A 17,226-nucleotide genomic window follows, 5' to 3' on the forward strand; every position below is an offset into this window, starting at 1 on the left:
TCCGTCACGACTGCTCCCGGTACGCGCGCCAGCCGCCGTGGTGGGTGATGTCCTCGGCCCCCTCGACCGCGAACGGCTCGACCAGGAACCCGGTGACCTCGGTGCCGTCGTCGAGTGCCACGGTGCCGATCGCCATCGGTGCCGGCAGGGCCGCGACGAAGGTGCCGAAGCCGGCGGCGGGCAGACGCCAGACCTCCCCGACGATGCCCGAGCCCGAGCCCGAGCCCGAGCCCGAGCCCGAGCCCGAGCCCGAGCCGGAGCCGGAGCCCGGCGCGGCGGCGCCGGACGCGACCGGACCCACGCGGACCAGCCCGGGCTTGGGCGGCACCGTGTCGAGTGCGTACAGCCGGTAGTCGGACGCGGTGCGGGCCTCCCGGACGAACGATCCGCCGGACGCGACCAGCTGTCCGTTCAGCGGCTGACCGCGCAGGTGCGCCCCGACGACCAGCAGGTCGACGGTCGGGGCGACGAACGCGGCGGCCAACGCCGCCAGGCGCCGGTCGCTGAACGCCGGGCCGGTGAGCATGACGCCGAACGGCAGGCCGTCGACGAAGCCGGCGGGCACGGCGAGCGAGGCCATGTCGAGCAGGTTCGCGAAGTTCGTGTACCGACCCATCCGGCTGTTCGCGCCGATCGGGTCGGCCGCGACCTGCTCGAGCGTCGGGTGCCACGTCGTCGTCGGGGTGAGCAGTGCCGTGGTCCCCTCGAGTGCGGCGCGACCCGCTGCCCCGAACGCGTCGAGTCGTTCCTGGTCGGCGAAGAGCTCCGCGGCGGTCGGCCGTGCGCCACCGAGCACGATCGCGGCGACCGACGGGTCGAGGTCGGCACCGACCTCGTCGCGGTGGGCCTCGATGTGGGCACCGACGGCCGCGTACCGTTCGGCGACGAACGCGCCGTCGTAGAGCAGCGACGCGGCGTCGAGCAGCGGTGCGATGTCGACCTCGACCACCTGGTGTCCGAGCGCACGGAAGCGATTGACGGCCGCGGCGAACGCCTCGGCCCAGCCGGGTGCGAGCCCCTGGAGCTGCGACGGCAGCGGCACCGCGATGCGCGGGACGGCGGGCAGGTCGGCGAGGGCGAGGTCGGGCCGCGCGAGCGGGTCGACGCCGTCCGGACCGGCCATCAGCTCCGCCGCCGTGCGCGCCAGGTCGAGCGACCGGGCGAACACCGTGACGCAGTCCTGCGAACGGCAGGCGGGGACGACCCCGGTGTTCGGCACGAGCCCCTTCGTCGGCTTCACCCCGACCAGGTTGCCGAGCGCGGCGGGCACCCGGCCGGACCCGGCGGTGTCGGTGCCGAGCGCGAAGTCCACGATGCCGAGGGCGACCGCCGTGGCGGAACCACTCGACGACCCGCCGGAGACCCGCGTCGGGTCCCAGGCGTTCCGGACCGCGCCGAACGGCGACCGGGTGCCGACCAGGCCGGTGGCGAACTGGTCGAGGTTCGTCTTGCCGACGACGACCGCTCCGGCGGCGCGGAGCCGGGCGACGGCGGTGGCGTCGGCGGCGGGGTCGTGGGCGTAGGAGCGGGCGGCTGCGGTGGTGGGCAGGCCGGCGACGTCGATGTTGTCCTTCACGGCGAACAGCAGGCCGGCCAGGGGCAGCGACGGGTCGACCGCTTCGGCCTCGGCCAGCACGTCGGCACGGTCGCGCAGGGTGATCCAGACCTCGGGGCGGTCGACGGCGTCGATGCGGGCGAAGGCGTCGCGGACGCGGGCGGCGGCAGTGGCGGTCGCGGTGGCGGCGGTCCCGCCGGCGCTCGCCGCGCTCGTCCCGCTCACGCTGCCGCTCCGATCGCGGCGAGGACCTGGCCCGGCGCGACCTGGTCGCCCGGCTTGATGTACACCTCGAGCACGTGGCCCGGCACCGGTGCGTGCACCATCGACTCCATCTTCATCGCCTCCACGGCCAGCAGCTTCTGCCCCTCGTCCACGCGGTCACCCGGGCGGACGTCCACCTGCCACACGGTCGAGGTGAAGGGGGCGTACACGGCGGTCGACCCCTCGGGCACGGTCACGGCGTCGGCCACCACGGCGGCCGGTTCGTCACGGACGTCGAACTCGCCCGATGCCCGCCACCGCTCCTTCTCCTCGCCGAACGCCTGCGCCTGCTGCGCCCGGAAGTCGGCGATGGACCCGGCGTTGTCGGCCAGGAACCGGTTGTACGACGCGATCGAGAACTCGCCCTCGACGGTCTCGAACGAGCCCCGTCCGGCGTCCGTCTCGGCGCGCAGCTCGAGCAGCTCGTCGGCACCGACCGGGTACCACTCGATCCGGTCGAAGAACCGCAGCGCCCACGGGTTCTCCTGGAACAGCCCGCCCCGGCGGAACCGGTTCCAGATCTGCACCGTGCGGCCGACGAACTGGTAGCCGCCGGGACCCTCCATGCCGTAGATGCACAGGTACGCGCCACCGATGCCGACGGAGTTCTCGGCGGTCCAGGTGCGGGCCGGGTTGTACTTCGTCGTGACCAGGCGGTGCCGGGGGTCGAGCGGGGTCGCGACCGGGGCGCCGAGGTACACGTCGCCCAGGCCGAGCACCAGGTAGCTCGCGTCGAACACGGTGCGGAAGACGTCGTCGACGCTCTCGAGCCCGTTGATGCGACGGATGAACTCGATGTTCCACGGCGTCCACGGGGCGTCGTTCCGGACGCCGTTCATGTACCGCTCGATCGCCAGCCGGGTGGCCGGGTCGTCCCACGACAGCGGCAGCTTCACGGTGCGCGACGGCACGACGAGCTGGTCGGTCGGCGGGATCTCGTCCTCGAGTTCGCGGAGCAGCCCCGCCACGTCGCGCGCCTTGAGCACGGACGCGTCGGTGTGCACCTGCAGCGAGCGGATGCCCGGCGTGATGTCGAGGATCCCCTTCGGCGTGTGCTCCTGCAGCTTCGTCATGAGCGCGTGCACGCGCATCCGCAGCGCGATGTCGAGGGTCATGTCGCCGTACTCGACGAGCACGTTGTCGTCGCCGTCGCGTCGGTACGCGACGCTCGGCCGCACGTCGGTCGCGTCCAGGCGGGCGATCACGCCGTCGTCGCCGTCGCCTCCGGTGCGCGGCACCGTCCTGGAGGCCCGGTGCGCGTCGAGCGCGGCGGCGTCGGCTTCGCGGACGGGGACGAACCGGACCGTGTCACCCGGTCGGAGCTGGCCCAGCTTCCACAGGTCGCCGCTGGCGACCACGGCGGGGCAGACGAAGCCGCCGAGCGACGGCCCGTCCGGTCCGAGGATGATCGGGGTGTCCCCGGTGAAGTCGATCGCACCGACCGCGTAGGGGGTGTCGTGGATGTTCGACGGGTGCAGACCGGCCTCGCCGCCGTCGGTCCGCGCCCACTCCGGCCGCGGCCCGATGAGCCGGATGCCGGTGCGTGCCGAGTTGTGGTGCACGGCGTAGTCGGTGGCGTAGAAGACGTCGAGGTCGGCGCGGGTGAAGAAGTCCGGTGCGGCGTGCGGCCCCTCGGTGACGGCGATCTCCCACGCGTCGGTCAGCGCGGTGCGGCGGTCGGCCGGGGTCGGACCGCCCACCAGGCCCAGACGGGTGCCGGACGGGAACGCCGGGTGCGGGGCGTCCGAGTCCGGGGATCCCGGGCGCAGGACGTCGCCGGCGAGCAGGGCCCGACCGGCGTGACCGCCGAAGCCACCGAGCGTGAAGGTCGCGGTCGAGCCGAGGTAGGTCGGCACGTCGAAGCCGCCGCGGACCGCCAGGTAGGTGCGGAGGCCCGGACCGGGGGCCGTGCCGATCGCCAGGGTCTGCCCGGCGCCGACCTCGACCGGCTCCCACAGCGCCACGGGTTCGCCGTCGAGGGTGACCGGCGCCGGCGCACCCGTGAGCGCGACCACCGCGGCGGCCGAGAACCGGAGCGTCGGGCCGGTGGCGGTGACCTCGAGCGCGGGGGCACCGTCCGGGTTGCCCACGGCGCGGTTCGCCTCGGCGAAGGACGCCGCGTCGAACGGGCCGCTCGGCGGGACGCCCACCTGCCAGTACCCGACCCGGCCCGGCAGGTCCTGGATCATCGTCATGGTGCCGGGCGCGACGACGTCGATGCGCGGGTCCGGGTCCTCGGTCGCGTCGAGCGTCGAGGTGGAGTGCGTGGCGGTGCGGAGCTCGAGGTCGTCGGTCAGCGCGCGGAGCAGCCCGGCGTTCGTGACGATGCCGTCGATGCGGGTGGCCGCGAGTCCGTCGCGCAGCAGGTCGAGGGCGTCGTCGCGGGTCTCCCCGGTGGCGATCACCTTGGCGAGCATCGGGTCGTAGAACGCGGACACCTCGGAGCCGGTCTCGACCCAGCCGTCGACGCGGATGCCGGTGCGCTCGCCGGATGCCGTGGTCGCGCTCGGGAACACGGCCTGGGTGACGAGGCCGCTCGAGGGCAGCGAGCCCTTCGCCGGGTCCTCGGCATAGACGCGGGCCTCGACGGCGTGGCCGTTCGGCGTCCAGGTGCGGTCGAACACGTCGGGGTCGATGCCGGCGGCACCGTCGCGGGCCAGGCGGAGCATGAGCTCGACGAGGTCGACGCCGAACACTTCCTCGGTGACCGGGTGCTCGACCTGCAGGCGGGTGTTCACCTCGAGGAACGACGCCTCTTCGCGCACCGGGTCGTAGACGAACTCGACGGTGCCGGCGCTGCGGTACCCGACGCTCTCGGCCAGGCGGCGGGCGGACGCGTGCAGCTCGGCGCGGACGTGCTCGGGGAGCGCCGGTGCCGGGGCCTCCTCGATGACCTTCTGGTTGCGGCGCTGCAGGGAGCAGTCGCGGTCGCCGATCACCGCGACGCGGCCTTCGCCGTCGCCGAAGAGCTGGACCTCGACGTGCCGTGCCGGCCGCACGAGCCGCTCGAGGAAGATGCCGGCCGACCCGAAGTTCGCGGTCGCCAGGCGGACGACGCTCGTGTACGCCTCGCGGACCTCGTCGAGGGTGGAACACGCCTGCATGCCGATCCCGCCGCCACCCCCGGTGGCCTTGAGCATGACGGGTAGGCCGATGCGCTCGGCCTCGGCCACGGCGTCGTCGACGCTGGCGAGCAGCCCGGTGCCGGCGAGCATCGGGACCCCGGCGGCGGCGGCCAGCTCGCGGGCGGTGTGCTTCGCGCCGAACCGGACGATCTGGTCGGCGGTCGGCCCGACGAACCGGATGCCGGCGTCCTCGCAGGCCTGGGCGAAGTCGGTGTTCTCGGACAGGAACCCGTAGCCGGGGTGCACGAGTCCGGCGCCGGTGTCCTTCGCGGCCTGCACCACCGCGTCGATGCGCAGGTACGAGTCGCGGGCGGGTGCGGGTCCGAGCCGGACGGCGGTGTCGGCCTCGCGGACGTGGGGTGCCGCGCGGTCGGCGTCGGAGTAGACGGCGACGGTGCGCATGCCGAGTGCCTTGGCGGACCGGATGATGCGACGGGCGATCTCACCGCGGTTCGCGACGAGGACGGTGTCCGTGCTGAGGGCAGGGGTCTGGTTCACGGTGGCGGTCCCGGTGGGGTCGGGCGCGGCGGTCACGGCTGGACCACGATCATGCGCAGCGGTGTGCAGGAGAAGTCGTTGCAGGGGTTGTTCATCTGCGGGCAGTTCGAGACGACGACGAGCACGTCCCGCTCGGCCCGGATCGCGACCCGCTTGCCGGGAGCGCTCATGCCGTCGACGATCCCGAGGGCACCGTCGGCCTCGACCGGCACGTTCATGAACCAGTTGAGGTTCGACACGATGTCGCGGGCACCGAGTCCGTGGCGGCCTGCCTCGGCCAGGAAGTTCTCGCGGCAGCCGTGCTGGTACTGGGTGTGGTGCCCGTACCGCAGGGTGTTCGACTCCTTCGAGCACGCGCCGCCGATGGTGTCCTGCCGGTCGATCTCGTTCGCGACGACGGTCATCAGCGGGCGGCCCTCGTTCGACATCAGCACGGTGCCGGTCCGGACGTACGCGTTGCCCTGTGCGGCGAGGGTGTCCGGCACGCTGTACCGCTCGTCGGGGTCGTGGGCGTCGTAGAGCAGGCAGTCGGCGCTCTGGTTGCCGCCGACGTCGACGATGGTGAGCACCTCGCCGGCGCGGACCACGGCGGACCACGGTGCGAGCGGGGCGACCCGGTCGTCGCGGACCACGGTGCCCGGCACCAGGGACTCGCTCCAGTCGAGGGCGACGTCCGGGTCGTGGACGGCTCCGACCGGGACGGTGGAGGTGGAGGTGGGGGTGTGGGTCGTCGTGTCGGTCATCACAGGCCTCGGGCTTCCGCGTGGTCGATCGAGTTCAGGTAGGCGCGGGTGAGCTCCGGCGTCGCGGTGAACCGCTCGTCGGCCGCGGTCGTCGGGGCCCCGCGCCAGGCGTGCACCCGCAGTGGTCCGACCAGGTAGTCCGGGCGGGGGTCGATCGGGTGCGCGACGTTCGCGACCAGCACGAGCAGCGGCAGCTCGGCGACGAGCGTGACGTGGGTGCCCGCGCCGGCCGAACCGGTGAAGGTCATCGCCCCCTCGGCGTCGATCCGCACGCCCTGGAAGAACGAGATGCTCGGCGGCAGGTCCCGCTTGGTGAGCCCGTGCTTGGCGGCGGCCTTCGCGAACAGCGACCGACCGCTCGGGGTGCGCCCCTCGGGTGCCGCGTCGCCGTACTTCCGCTCGTTCCAGGCGTCGGTCGAGGTGCCGCAGAACGCGTCGTGGTGCCCCGAGGTGTCCTCGAGCACGGTCGCCAGCGCCCGACCGTCCCCGCTCAGCAGCGGCGAACCCTGGCCCAGGTACGCCTGCCACGGGATCTTCTGGGTGTCGGCGACGTTGAGCCGCTCCCACGGTTCGAGCGCGTTGAACACCAGGACGTTGGCGCAGGCCTGACCCGTCGGGTCGTCGAACCGCAGCCGTGACCCGCGGGCCAGCACCTTGTGCGTGTACCCGCCCGGCGCCACCGTCTCAGCCCAGACGAGTTCTGCGGGGTCGACGCCCTCGGGGGCGAACGGTGACGACGACGCCGGCAGGTACGGCATGTACTCGGACTGCGAGCCGGCCTGGGCGCGTGCGTCGGACCGGGAGGCGAGCACGCTGTCGGTCTGGTGGAGGTCACGCATGGGGTTCCTTCCGGATCAGGCTTCGACGGAGGCGGCGGTCGGGCTCGCCACAGTCGCGGCTGCGGGGACGGGTACCGCCGCGGTGGTGGGCACCTCGGCCAGGGTGATCGGCCCGTGTGTGCGGTGCCGCCAGCTCGACCACGCCCAGCCGACGAGCAGCACGCCGCCGATGAACAGCAGGGCGCTGTACTGCAGCCACCACGAGGTGCCGGTCAGGTCGTAGATCTCCGGCCGGGGCCAGATGAGGTTGATCGCCATGCCGATCTGGAACGCCACGGCCAGGGCGTTCAGCGGGATGCCCCAGCGACCGAGGGTGAACAGCGGCTTGCCGTCCTCGTCGACCCCGGTCGGCAGCCCGGTACGACGGAGCTTGATCCGCTGGACCAGCAGCGGCCCGGTGACGCCGAGGTAGGCCAGGTAGAGCATCGCGATGCACAGGCTCGACAGGGCGGTGAAGATCGCGGACTGCCCGATGTTGACGGCGAGGGCCAGCCCGGCGCCGACCCCGACGACGATCGACGCGGCGATCGGGGTGCCGGTGCGGGGCGAGACCCGGGCGAGGGTGCGGTGGAAGGGCAGCGCCTTCTCGCGGGCCATCGAGTAGACCATCCGGGCGCCGGCGGTCTGCACGGCGAGGGTGCAGGCGAAGACGGCGACGGCGACGGTGCAGAGCAGGAGCCGGCCGAAGACGTCGCCGAGGGTCGAGGTGATCACCCAGGCGAGCCCCTGGGTGGCGAGCTTGCCGTCGGTCAGGCTCGGGGCGGCGACGAGGGCACCGATGATGAGCAGCCCGCCGCCGAGGCCCGAGACCGTGAGTGCCCGGACGATCGTCTTCGGGGTGGTCCGGCGCGGGTTGTGGGTCTCCTCCGCGAGCTCACCGGCCGAGTCGAAGCCGACCATCACGTACGCGGCCATCAGCGAGGAGGCCAGGAACGCCCACACGTACGGCTCGGTGCTCGTCGACCCGGCGGTCGTGAACACCACGGACGCGCTGCGGTGCGGCAGGAGGAACAGGGCGCCGATGAGCACGACCACGCCGATGATCTCGATGAGCACGCCGAAGCTCGTCACGCGGGCCATCAGCCGGACGCTCGTGATGTTCACGATCGTCGTCACGGCGAGCATCACCAGCCCGAGGACCACCGCGTTCGCGGCACCGGTCGGCGACGCGACGGACGGGTCCGCGCCCGGACCGCCGACGACCTGGAACCCGTCCCAGATCGCGGGGAGCACGGCCTGCACGGCGATGGCCGCCACCGCGACGGTGAGGATCTGGCCGATGATCATCGTCCAGCCGGTGAACCACCCGAACCGGGCTCCGGCCAGGCGGCTCGACCACTGGAAGATCGCGCCGGAGATGGGCCAGCGGGCCGCGAGCTGCGCGAAGTTCAGCGCGACGAGCAGCTGGCCGCCGAAGACGAGCGGCCACGCCCAGAAGAACGCAGCACCGCCCAGCCCGAAGCCGAGTCCGAACAGCTGGAAGACCGTGGTGAGGATCGAGACGAAGGAGAAGCCCGCCGCGAAGGAGGAGAACGAGCCGACTCCGCGGTGGAGTTCCTGCTCGTAGCCGAGGCGGGCGAGCCCCTGGGTGTCGACGTCGGACGTGGCGCGCGGTGCGTGGAGCGGTGCTTGCGGAGAACGCATGACTGCAGACCTTTCGCGGAGTACCTGTCGGGTGACAGGTAGTGCGACAAGTGTCTTGCGGCCCTGTGTCGGCGCCGTTGCCCGTCTGTTTCGAGTGCGTGACGGCAGGCCCCGGCGTGTAAACGTTCCGAGTCGGCGGGCGGATCAGCGGCGGGGGATCACTGGCGAGTAATCACCGGGGTCACTCGACGTCGACGTCCCGCTTGCCGCGGCGGACGATGAGCGGGTCCGGCTTGCCGATGACGTCGGCGGCCTTGTCCGGGTAGTCGAACTGCGTCAGGAAGTACCGCATCGCGTTGAGCCGCGCGCGCTTCTTGTCGTTCGACCGCACGATCGTCCACGGTGCGTAGCGCTTGCTCGTCCGGGTGAACATCGCCGTCTTCGCCTCGGTGTAGTCCTCCCACCGGTCGAGCGACAGCAGGTCGATGTCGGACAGCTTCCACCGCCGCACCGGGTCGAGCTGGCGCATCGCGAACCGGGTCCGCTGCTCGCGCCGGGTCACCGAGAACCAGAACTTCGTCAGGTGGATGCCGGAGTCCACGAGCATCCGCTCGAACTGCGGCACCTGGGTCATGAACGACTCGTACTCGTCGTCGCTGCAGAATCCCATCACCCGTTCGACGCCGGCACGGTTGTACCAGGAGCGGTCGAACAGGACCATCTCGCCGGCGGCCGGCAGGTGCTGCACGTACCGCTGGAAGTACCACTCACCGCGCTCGCGCTCGGTCGGCTTGCTCAGCGCGACGACCCGCGAGGTCCGGGGGTTCAGGTGCTCCGTGAACCGCTTGATCGTGCCGCCCTTGCCCGCGGCGTCACGCCCCTCGAAGAGCACCACGACCTTCTGGCCGGTGTCCTCGAGCCAGTACTGGCACTTCAGCAGCTCGATCTGCAGCAGGTACTTCTGGTACTCGTACTCGTCCCGCGGCAGGCGCTCCGAGTACGGGTAGTCGTCCTGCCAGGTGAGCACCGGGTTGCCGTGCGGGTCGATCAGCTCCGGGTCGGCCGTCTGACCGTCCGCGACGCTGTACCCCTCGGTCCGCAGCTGTTCGATGTACTCCCGCAACGGCTGCGAGTACGGCGCTGTGTCCACGGTGTCCTCCCTCTGCGAGCCGATCGGCTGTCGGCCCCAGGGCCATCCTGGCCCGGCCACCCGCGCGACCGCCCCACGCCTCGCCCTGGACGCGACCCGATGACGGCCGGGAGGCGCGGTGCGGGCCCGCCCCGTGCCTCCCGACCGCATGTGGCCCTTCACAGGCATGATGGGGCCATGACGGACCAGGCCGAGATGATCCACCCCGAGATCGCACCGAGCGGAGACGGGTGCGTCGAGTGCGACGCGACCGGTTCGTGGTGGGTGCACCTGCGCCGCTGCGCGGCGTGCGGCCACGTCGGCTGCTGCGACGACTCCCTCAACACGCACGCGACGCGGCACTGGGAGGAGACCGGGCACGCGGTCATCCAGAGCTACGAGCCCGGCGAGACCTGGGCCTGGGACTACCGCGACGACACCCGCTCCGAGGGGCTCGAGCTCGCAGCCCCCACCAGCCACCCCGTGACGCAGGCAGTCCCCGGGCCGGCGGATCGCCTTCCCGGGGACTGGTTGGAACTGCTCGGCGGATCGCGCTGATCCGCGGCGGTCGTCAGGTCAGTTCAGCCCGACCTGCGTCGCCGCGTACTCGGCCTGCGGCTGCGTGAACTGGTTCCCTGCGGACGACGTGAGCTGTGCGATGAGGCTCGCGCGCGAGAAGCCCATGCCCGAGGACATGTAGCCCTCCGCGGCGGTGACCGCCTGTGCGTTCCAGTCGGCCCCGGCCTTCGCGACGGCGTCCTGCGCCTGCTCCGGGGTGAACTGGTTGCCGGCGCTCGACGTCAGCTGACCGTTCAGGCTGGCCTCGGAGAACCCCATGCCCGAGTCGAGGTACCCCTTGGCTGCGGCGAGTGCCTGCGCGTTCCAGTCGGCACCGGAGTGGTCGATGGCCCACTGTGCGTCCGCCTGGGCGAACCCGTTGCCCGCGCTCGAGGTCAGCTGCTGGAGCAGGCTGGCGGCGGAGAAGCCCATGCCGGAGTCGAGGTAGCTCTTCGCAGCGGCAGCTGCCTGCAGCTGTCCGACGGTTCCGGATGCCTCGGCGGGCTTCTCGGCGGCGGCCTTCTCGGGGGTCTTCGGCTTCTCCGCCTTCTTCGACTCCTCGGTCGCAGCGGCCGGGCTGGCAGCGGCGACCTCGGTGGCGGCGGGAGCGTCAGGGGCAGCAGAGTCGTCGGAGGAGCCGTTGTAGACGCCCGCGAGCATGCTGCCGAGGATCACTGCGACAGCGCCGACGACGGTCCCCGCGACGGCACGGCGCCCCTTGCGACGGATGCCGATGATGCCGAGCACCACCGCGACGACGCCGAGGAAGATGCCGAACCCGTTGGTCGGCGGGATCACCGCGAAGAGGATCCCGAGGACCCCGAGGACGACCGCTGCGGTGCCGAGGCGGCCTCGTGCCGGACGCGGCTCGGGAGCCGCGGGAACGTAGGCAGGAGGCTGCTCGGTGGGGGTGGTCTCGGGCATGTCGGGTTCTCCGGAAGTTCTGAGGATCAGCAAAGGCGAGCAAACGTTACAACCGGTCCGGACCCCGGTGCACCGCAGAGATCGAGTCAGCTCTGAACCTTGCGCGAACCCGCAGCGATGTGGTTCGGCGACCACCCAGAACTGGGGGACCACGCCGCTTTCGCCGCTCGCGTTCGGCGGACACGGCAAAAGGAAGAGGCACGGAGCCAGCTGGCTCCGTGCCTCTCGATCGTTCGTCAGGTCAGACGGCCGCGGTCGCCTCGTCGCGGTGCGGGAGCTTCCAGCCCGGACGCACGAAGTGGCAGGTGTAGCCATGCGGGTTCTTCTCGAGGTAGTCCTGGTGCTCGTCCTCGGCCTCCCAGAACGGGCCGGCCGCGGTGACCTCGGTGACGACCTTGCCGGGCCAGATGCCCGACGCGTCGACGTCCGCGATGGTGTCGAGCGCGACCTGCTTCTGCTCGTCCGAGGTGAAGAAGATCGCCGAACGGTAGCTCCGACCGATGTCGTTGCCCTGGCGGTCCTTCGTCGACGGGTCATGGATCTGGAAGAAGAACTCCAGCAGGTCCCGGTACGAGATCTGGGACGGGTCGAAGACGATCTCGACCGACTCGGCGTGGTCGCCGTGGTTGCGGTACGTCGCGTTCGGCACGTCGCCGCCGGAGTAGCCGACGCGGGTGCTGACGATGCCGGGACGACGACGGAGGAGCTGCTGCGCTCCCCAGAAGCATCCGCCGGCGAGGATGGCGGTCTCGGTGGTGGTCATGGTGGCCTCCTGGGCTCTCGTGTCACTGGCTGCGACACCGTGTGGTGCAACCGGCAACAGGGACGATCTGTTCCCGTCGTCAGGTCCGCTGTGGGGCGCGGACCCACCCGGGTGTGCGGTCGGTACGACTCGACCCTACGAGCCCGTGCTCCGTGTCACCCCTGCGGTACGGTCGGGCCACATGAAGCGGTCATCGGTGCACGACGAAGTCCAGCGCCGTCAGGAGACGAACGCGTGCGGCAGCCGCTCCGTCGCTGAGCTCCTCGGCGACGCCGGTACCGCAGACGGCGACCTCACGGCACGGCTGCGATTCCTCTGATGAGCCAGCAGTTGTGGCAGGTCTTGTTCAGCATGCTCGTGTTCGGGGGCGCTGTTTCGTCGGGTATCGCGGTCCTGAGTTCCGCTCGGCGCGCACGGAGTCGGCCACGAGGGCAGAAGCATCGCAACACCCCGATCGAGATCGTGCTGATCTGCCTTGGGTTCCTCTTCATCGTCACGGCGTTCTCCGTCGCGGTGACGAAGGCCTACGCATGACACCCTCGACTCGACGTGATCAGCATCGCAGCGGAATGACCTTGCTCGTGGAAACACGTGGACGTCTGTCGCGTTCGCGGTCGAGGGTGCCCAGAGACTCTCTCGGGAGACGTCGGCGCGGTACGGTCAGCCTCACATGAAGCGGTCATCCATCGACGAAGTCCAGCGCCGTCCACGTGGTTGGCGGCTGCTCGGACTCGCGTTCTGTTTCCTCGTCTTCCTCGAGGTGTTCGTGGCGATCGGCTCGCTGCCGGGGATGCTCGCCGCGCAGCTGCAGTACACCCCGTGTGGCTCCGACGAGACGATGCGGTGTTCGTACGCCGTCGGGGAGACCGCACAGTTCCTCGTGCCGCTCCTCGCACTCGTCGTCGCGATCACGACCTGGGTCATCGGGGCGTCCGGTGCTCCCACGGTGCGGCGACAGGTGCTGATACCCACGATCGGCCTCGTGGTCATCGTCCTGATCTTCGTGCTCGGTGTCGTCGCGATCGATCTGTCGATCCGATGACGGTCGTGAACCGTAATCGCCGCCCCACCCTCCCGAGGACCTGATGCCGTTCACTCCAGAAGAAGCCGCCGAGCAGTCGGCGATCCTGGCCGACCTCCGAGCGCTGGGGTACGACTTCTCGAACCTGTCCGCCTTCGCCCAGGCCGGTGTCCGGTACAAGGACGCGGTACCGACGCTGATCGAGTGGCTAGGGAAGGCGCGGACGCCGATGATGCAGCGGGCAGTCGCTCGTACGCTGACGAACCCGTCGGCAAAGGGCGCAGCCATGCCCGCGCTGGTCGAGGCGTTCCGGAACTTCACCGACGAAGCGGGCACGCGCTGGGCGGTGGGGAACTCGATCGAGACCGCGTACGTGGACACGTACTTCGATGACGTGGCAGCGCTCGCGCTCGATCCGCAGTACGGAGGAGCACGGCAGATGGTGGCCCTCGCGCTGGGGAAGTCGAAGCGGCCCGAAGCGGTCGATGTCCTCCTGCAGCTCATGGACGACCACGACATCAGCGGGCATGCGGTGTTCGCGTTGAGCAAGCGGCCGAACCCGCGAGCGCGGGCGGCGTTCGAGGAGAAGTTGACCGACGACCGCCCGTGGGTGCGGAAGAAGGCTGCGCTCGGGCTGCGGAAGATCGGATGAAGCGCGCCGCGCTTGCGAAAGGAACCGTAGGAATGCCGGATGACACCGTCGTCACGCACGACAACCCAGTGCTCGGAGTCGAGAAGGTCGTCCGTGTGGAGCTTGATCCGTCGTGGGACCCGATCCGCTACGAAGACCTGACGATCATCGTCCTCGACGACGGCCGCAACGTCGTCAGCTGCGTCCCCTTGTTCGCGAAGGACGTCCATCTCGGAGACATCATCGACACGGTCGAGAACACTTCAACCGGACAGCTTGAGTACGGAGGTCGTGTCGAACGGGGACAGTCGTGGGTCTTCAGGGTCAGCCCTCGTGATGCACGCGCCTTCCGCATCGCTCACGATGTCATCCACGAATTCGGCGGAGCCGTCGAGACGTGGGGCTCGATCACAGGAGTAGCGATCCGAGGGGATGCGGCCGCCGACCAGTTCGCGGACCGGTTGCAGCGGCTGGAAGACGACGGACTCATCGAGTACGACAGCGCAGAGCGCTGAGCGGGCGGGCGCGCCACGGGCTGGCGAGCCCTTGAATCGGTGCAGGACGCCGGACGGGAGGCGCGGTGCCAGCTGGCACCGCGCCTCCCGTCCGGGGTAGGGCCGCGTCAGCTCGCGGTGTCCTCGAGCGCGTCGAGCGCGGCCACGTCCTCGGCGGCGAGCACGAAGTCGACGTCGGCGTTCTCGGAGATGCGCGACGGGGTCGTGGACTTCGGCAGGGGCAGGACGTCCTTCTCGAGCAGGTAGCGGATCGCGACCTGGGCGACGGTCTTGTCGTACTTCGCCGCGATCTCGGCGATCTGCTCGTTCTCGAGCAGGCCGCCGGTGGCGAGCGGGGAGTATCCCTCGGTCAGGATGTCGTGCTCGCGGTCGAAGGCGGTCGTCTCGTCCTGGGTGTTGCCGATGAACCAGCGGATCTGGTTGGCGTGCGGGACGACGTCCGTGCGGCCGAGCAGGTCCTCGAGGTCGGCGACGGCGAAGTTCGAGACACCGATGCTCTTGGTGCGGCCGGCGTCGTAGAGCTCCTCGAAGACCTTCCACACCTCGACGTTGCCGTCGCGGTGGTCGGAGCCCATGTCGCTCCAGGGCCACGGCGCGTGGATCAGGTACAGGTCGACGTGTCCGAGGTCGAGGTTGCGGCTCGACTCCTCGAAGGCGTCGCGGGCGCCCGAAGCCGTCTTGATCTCAGCCGGCAGCTTCGTGGTGATGAAGAGCTCGTCGCGGGGGATGCCGCTGTCGCGGACGGCCTCGCCGACGCTCGCCTCGTTGCCGTACGCCAGGGCGGTGTCGATGTGGCGGTAGCCGAGGTCGAGGGCGGTCTTCGTGGCGTCGTACGCGTCGGAGCCGGACGGGATCTGCCAGGTGCCGAAGCCGATCTTCGGGATGTGCAGACCGTTGGACAGGGTGAACGTGTCGATGAGTGCGGGCATGCAGCGGACAGTACGCCGGTCGGGTTCAGCCACGGTCACGGTGCGGAACTCGGTGCCGCCGCGCATCGCGCCCCTGTTCGGGCATCGCGCCCCGACTCACACGGGCGCGATGCCTGCCAGGGGGCGCGAACGGGGCCAGCGACGGACGGGAGGCCCGTGGCGGTGTCGCCACGGGCCTCCCGTCCGTCGTGTGCTGCGGTTCAGCGCGCGGTGCGCGTGCCGATCCGCGGCAGGACGAAGCCGAGCACGATCATCGCGACGGCCAGGAAGGCGTGCAGCACGTTGTCCGCGCTGTTCAGCGGCACGAAGTTCGCGCCACCGGCCATGCCCGCGGTGAAGAGCCCGTAGACGAAGAGCACCGCGTAGACGATGCCGCCGGCGACGAGGTACAGGCGTGCGGAGGCTGCGCGGCGGGCGGCGAGCAGCCCGACGATGCCGAAGAGCAGGTGCACGATGTTGTGCAGGACGGACACCTGGAACAGGCCCAGGAGCAGGGCCATGGAGCCGTGGCCGGCCATGGACATCGAGCCCATGTCCATGGTGAGTCCGGGGATGAACCCGGCGATGCCGACGATCAGGAAGACGACACCGAAGACGAACGCGCCCCGCTGGGTCCACGTCGAACCGGAGGTGGTGCGTGCGGTTGCTGCGCTGCTGGTCATGATCAGCCCTCTTTTCTGTACGCGCCGCAGTGTGCGGCACACATGACATTCGGAGCGCTTCCCCGGTCGGTTTGCAGGTCAGCGCTCGGCGGTCACGGCGGCGGTCACCGCCGCGGTCACCGCGGTGGTCAATCCGCGCACCAGCAACGCCCGCGATCGGGCGGTCGCGGTGCCGTCCGGATCGCTCCACGCGGCGCGGGCGAGCCCGTCCACCAGGGTGATCACGGCGTCGGCGACCACGGGCACCGGCTCGGACGGCGTCGCCCCGTGCCGTGCGGTCCAGCGGTCGATCCCGGCCACCACGCCGTCGCGCCAGAGCCGTCGTTCGGCGTCGAGCAGGTCCCCGTCGCCGTCCGGGGCGAGGGACGTCGCGCTCAGGGCTTCGAGCACCCGGAACCGCTCGGGCTCGCGCCGCACCAGGTCGAGGTACGCCGAGATCCCCGCCTCGAGCGCCGCGGCGAGGTCGTCGTGCTCGTCGGCGGCCGCGAGCACCGGCGGCAGGACCGCACGTGCCTGCCGTTCGAGCAGCGCGACGACCAGGTTGCGTCGAGCACTGAAGACGTAGTGCACGACACCGTGGGCGACGCCGGCGCGAGCGGCGACGGCCCGGGTGGTGAGGCCGCGCAGGCCGTCGTCCCGCACGACCAGGGCCGCGGCGTCGAGCAGTTCCGCGCGGCGGTCCTGTCGGCTGCGGTACCCGCGCGACTGCTGGTCCTCGGTCATCACAGGAAGCGTACGGGGCGCGTGCAGGACCAGCCGGGAAGATGAAGTCGGCCACGTGGCCAAATCAACGAGCACCCGAGGAGTCAGCATGGAGACCGTCGTCCGAGCAGCAGGACCCGCCGAGCTCGAGGCGGCCGCGGCCGTCCTCGCCGAGGCCTTCGCCGACGACCCGGTCCTCGCCGAGTTCCGGCCGCCGCGATCCGGTGAGGACCGCTCCGCCGTGCTGACCGGGCTGTTCGCCGCGCTCATCCGGTCGGTGCCGATGCCCGCGCGGCGGGTGGACGTCGCCACGATCGGTGACCGCGTGGTCGGCGCCGCCTTCTGGCAGGCACCCGGTCGGCAGCCCGGTGGCGTCCGCGCCTTCGTGCGGCAGGTACCGGCGTTCCTCCGGACCCTGGGGCTCGGCGGGGCGCTCCGCGCGGTGGCCCACCTGCGGCGCATGGAGCGCGCCCGACCGGTCACCCCGCACTGGTACCTCGCCGAGATCGGGGTGTCGGCGTCAGCACGTGGTCGGGGCATCGGCGGACTGCTGCTCGGCCACGCACTCGAGCGCGCGGACCGGACGTCGGACGGCGCGTACCTGGAGTCCTCCACCCCGGTGAACCGCCGGCTGTACCGACGGCACGGGTTCGCGGACGGCGCGCCGATCGCGGGGTTCCGCGCGGCGACCCCGATCAGCATGTGGCGTCCGGCCGCCGGCTGACCCGACCCCGGGGGACACCGACCCTGTACCGGCGTGCACGAGCCCTGCCTACCGTCCACG

18 protein-coding genes are annotated in these 17,226 nt (G+C 71.2%); 7 read left to right on the forward strand and 11 right to left on the reverse strand.

Annotation, left to right across the window (positions count from 1 at the left end; translation table 11 throughout):
* Nucleotides 1-4: 4 nt before the first annotated feature.
* The 6 genes from atzF to ppk2 all read right to left on the reverse strand — a co-directional run bounded on the left by atzF (nt 5) and on the right by ppk2 (nt 9,758).
* On the reverse strand, nt 5-1,780 hold the full coding sequence (gene atzF, locus DEJ01_RS10015; protein WP_111092882.1) for an allophanate hydrolase: 1,776 nt from the start codon (nt 1,778-1,780) through the stop codon (nt 5-7).
* Nucleotides 1,777-5,478 carry an urea carboxylase gene (gene uca / locus DEJ01_RS10020; RefSeq protein WP_375342380.1) on the reverse strand — a complete coding sequence of 1,234 codons (3,702 nt, stop codon included), beginning with the start codon at nt 5,476-5,478 and terminating at the stop codon, nt 1,777-1,779. The genes atzF and uca overlap by 4 nt, the downstream gene beginning before the upstream one ends.
* Entirely contained in the window at nt 5,475-6,185 is a 711-nt protein-coding gene (locus DEJ01_RS10025; RefSeq protein WP_111092883.1) for an urea amidolyase associated protein UAAP2, read from the reverse strand. The genes uca and DEJ01_RS10025 overlap by 4 nt, the downstream gene beginning before the upstream one ends.
* Nucleotides 6,185-7,024 (reverse strand): urea amidolyase associated protein UAAP1, encoded by an 840-nt coding sequence (locus DEJ01_RS10030; RefSeq protein WP_071404759.1) that lies wholly within the window; start codon nt 7,022-7,024, stop codon nt 6,185-6,187. Before DEJ01_RS10030 ends, DEJ01_RS10025 begins: the two co-directional genes overlap by 1 nt.
* 15 nt (nt 7,025-7,039) lie before the next feature.
* On the reverse strand, nt 7,040-8,668 hold the full coding sequence (locus DEJ01_RS10035) for an APC family permease (protein ID WP_111092884.1): 1,629 nt from the start codon (nt 8,666-8,668) through the stop codon (nt 7,040-7,042).
* 181 nt (nt 8,669-8,849) lie between these two features.
* Nucleotides 8,850-9,758 carry a polyphosphate kinase 2 gene (gene ppk2 / locus DEJ01_RS10040; RefSeq protein WP_027467245.1) on the reverse strand — a complete coding sequence of 303 codons (909 nt, stop codon included), beginning with the start codon at nt 9,756-9,758 and terminating at the stop codon, nt 8,850-8,852.
* Between the two features lie 177 nt (nt 9,759-9,935).
* On the opposite strand from ppk2, the gene DEJ01_RS10045 reads away from it, so the two are divergent.
* Entirely contained in the window at nt 9,936-10,295 is a 360-nt protein-coding gene (locus DEJ01_RS10045) for a UBP-type zinc finger domain-containing protein (protein ID WP_071404761.1), read from the forward strand.
* 18 nt (nt 10,296-10,313) lie between these two features.
* On the opposite strand, the gene DEJ01_RS18415 is transcribed toward DEJ01_RS10045, so the two are convergent.
* Nucleotides 10,314-11,219: an Ltp family lipoprotein gene (locus DEJ01_RS18415; protein WP_258375677.1), complete on the reverse strand. Its 906-nt coding sequence runs from the start codon at nt 11,217-11,219 to the stop codon at nt 10,314-10,316.
* A gap of 241 nt (nt 11,220-11,460) precedes the next feature.
* On the reverse strand, nt 11,461-11,982 hold the full coding sequence (msrA, locus tag DEJ01_RS10055; protein ID WP_071404762.1) for a peptide-methionine (S)-S-oxide reductase MsrA: 522 nt from the start codon (nt 11,980-11,982) through the stop codon (nt 11,461-11,463).
* 181 nt (nt 11,983-12,163) lie between these two features.
* Between msrA and DEJ01_RS18155 the strand changes: the two genes are divergently transcribed.
* From DEJ01_RS18155 to DEJ01_RS10075, 5 genes are all read left to right on the forward strand, one after another.
* A complete protein-coding gene (locus DEJ01_RS18155; protein WP_181438412.1) occupies nt 12,164-12,301 on the forward strand; it encodes a hypothetical protein in 138 nt (45 codons plus the stop codon).
* A complete protein-coding gene (locus DEJ01_RS10060; protein ID WP_111024047.1) occupies nt 12,301-12,516 on the forward strand; it encodes a hypothetical protein in 216 nt (71 codons plus the stop codon). Before DEJ01_RS18155 ends, DEJ01_RS10060 begins: the two co-directional genes overlap by 1 nt.
* A gap of 136 nt (nt 12,517-12,652) precedes the next feature.
* Nucleotides 12,653-13,024 carry a hypothetical protein gene (locus DEJ01_RS10065; protein WP_111092885.1) on the forward strand — a complete coding sequence of 124 codons (372 nt, stop codon included), beginning with the start codon at nt 12,653-12,655 and terminating at the stop codon, nt 13,022-13,024.
* A 43-nt stretch (nt 13,025-13,067) separates the two neighbouring features.
* Nucleotides 13,068-13,655: a HEAT repeat domain-containing protein gene (locus DEJ01_RS10070; RefSeq protein WP_111092886.1), complete on the forward strand. Its 588-nt coding sequence runs from the start codon at nt 13,068-13,070 to the stop codon at nt 13,653-13,655.
* Between the two features lie 32 nt (nt 13,656-13,687).
* Nucleotides 13,688-14,149 (forward strand): DUF4265 domain-containing protein, encoded by a 462-nt coding sequence (locus DEJ01_RS10075; RefSeq protein WP_181438413.1) that lies wholly within the window; start codon nt 13,688-13,690, stop codon nt 14,147-14,149.
* Nucleotides 14,150-14,256: 107 nt separating this feature from the next.
* Here DEJ01_RS10075 and DEJ01_RS10080 read toward each other — a convergent pair whose 3' ends face one another.
* The 3 genes from DEJ01_RS10080 to DEJ01_RS10090 form a co-directional block, all read right to left on the reverse strand.
* The gene (locus DEJ01_RS10080) at nt 14,257-15,078 is read right to left on the reverse strand and encodes an aldo/keto reductase (protein WP_111092919.1); all 822 of its coding nucleotides are present in this window, start codon (nt 15,076-15,078) and stop codon (nt 14,257-14,259) included.
* A 200-nt stretch (nt 15,079-15,278) separates the two neighbouring features.
* On the reverse strand, nt 15,279-15,740 hold the full coding sequence (locus tag DEJ01_RS10085; protein WP_027467234.1) for a DUF4383 domain-containing protein: 462 nt from the start codon (nt 15,738-15,740) through the stop codon (nt 15,279-15,281).
* A gap of 78 nt (nt 15,741-15,818) precedes the next feature.
* On the reverse strand, nt 15,819-16,463 hold the full coding sequence (locus DEJ01_RS10090) for a TetR family transcriptional regulator (protein ID WP_181438414.1): 645 nt from the start codon (nt 16,461-16,463) through the stop codon (nt 15,819-15,821).
* Between the two features lie 88 nt (nt 16,464-16,551).
* Between DEJ01_RS10090 and DEJ01_RS10095 the strand changes: the two genes are divergently transcribed.
* Nucleotides 16,552-17,166, forward strand: coding sequence for a GNAT family N-acetyltransferase (locus DEJ01_RS10095; protein WP_111092888.1), 615 nt, complete (start codon nt 16,552-16,554; stop codon nt 17,164-17,166).
* Nucleotides 17,167-17,226: the final 60 nt, after the last annotated feature.

Source organism: Curtobacterium sp. MCLR17_040, from assembly GCF_003234735.1.
GTDB classification, from domain to species: Bacteria; Actinomycetota; Actinomycetes; order Actinomycetales; family Microbacteriaceae; genus Curtobacterium; species Curtobacterium flaccumfaciens.

Bases quoted from the DNA above. Each gene is read 5' to 3' on its own strand.
- DEJ01_RS10025 (WP_111092883.1), bottom strand. From the start codon at position 6,185: ATGACCGACACGACGACCCACACCCCCACCTCCACCTCCACCGTCCCG.
- DEJ01_RS10030 (WP_071404759.1), bottom strand. From the start codon at position 7,024: ATGCGTGACCTCCACCAGACCGACAGCGTGCTCGCCTCCCGGTCCGAC.
- DEJ01_RS10035 (WP_111092884.1), bottom strand. From the start codon at position 8,668: ATGCGTTCTCCGCAAGCACCGCTCCACGCACCGCGCGCCACGTCCGAC.
- DEJ01_RS10045 (WP_071404761.1), top strand. From the start codon at position 9,936: ATGACGGACCAGGCCGAGATGATCCACCCCGAGATCGCACCGAGCGGA.
- DEJ01_RS18415 (WP_258375677.1), bottom strand. From the start codon at position 11,219: ATGCCCGAGACCACCCCCACCGAGCAGCCTCCTGCCTACGTTCCCGCG.
- msrA (WP_071404762.1), bottom strand. From the start codon at position 11,982: ATGACCACCACCGAGACCGCCATCCTCGCCGGCGGATGCTTCTGGGGA.
- DEJ01_RS18155 (WP_181438412.1), top strand. From the start codon at position 12,164: ATGAAGCGGTCATCGGTGCACGACGAAGTCCAGCGCCGTCAGGAGACG.
- DEJ01_RS10060 (WP_111024047.1), top strand. From the start codon at position 12,301: ATGAGCCAGCAGTTGTGGCAGGTCTTGTTCAGCATGCTCGTGTTCGGG.
- DEJ01_RS10065 (WP_111092885.1), top strand. From the start codon at position 12,653: ATGAAGCGGTCATCCATCGACGAAGTCCAGCGCCGTCCACGTGGTTGG.
- DEJ01_RS10070 (WP_111092886.1), top strand. From the start codon at position 13,068: ATGCCGTTCACTCCAGAAGAAGCCGCCGAGCAGTCGGCGATCCTGGCC.
- DEJ01_RS10075 (WP_181438413.1), top strand. From the start codon at position 13,688: ATGCCGGATGACACCGTCGTCACGCACGACAACCCAGTGCTCGGAGTC.
- DEJ01_RS10080 (WP_111092919.1), bottom strand. From the start codon at position 15,078: ATGCCCGCACTCATCGACACGTTCACCCTGTCCAACGGTCTGCACATC.
- DEJ01_RS10085 (WP_027467234.1), bottom strand. From the start codon at position 15,740: ATGACCAGCAGCGCAGCAACCGCACGCACCACCTCCGGTTCGACGTGG.
- DEJ01_RS10090 (WP_181438414.1), bottom strand. From the start codon at position 16,463: ATGACCGAGGACCAGCAGTCGCGCGGGTACCGCAGCCGACAGGACCGC.
- DEJ01_RS10095 (WP_111092888.1), top strand. From the start codon at position 16,552: ATGGAGACCGTCGTCCGAGCAGCAGGACCCGCCGAGCTCGAGGCGGCC.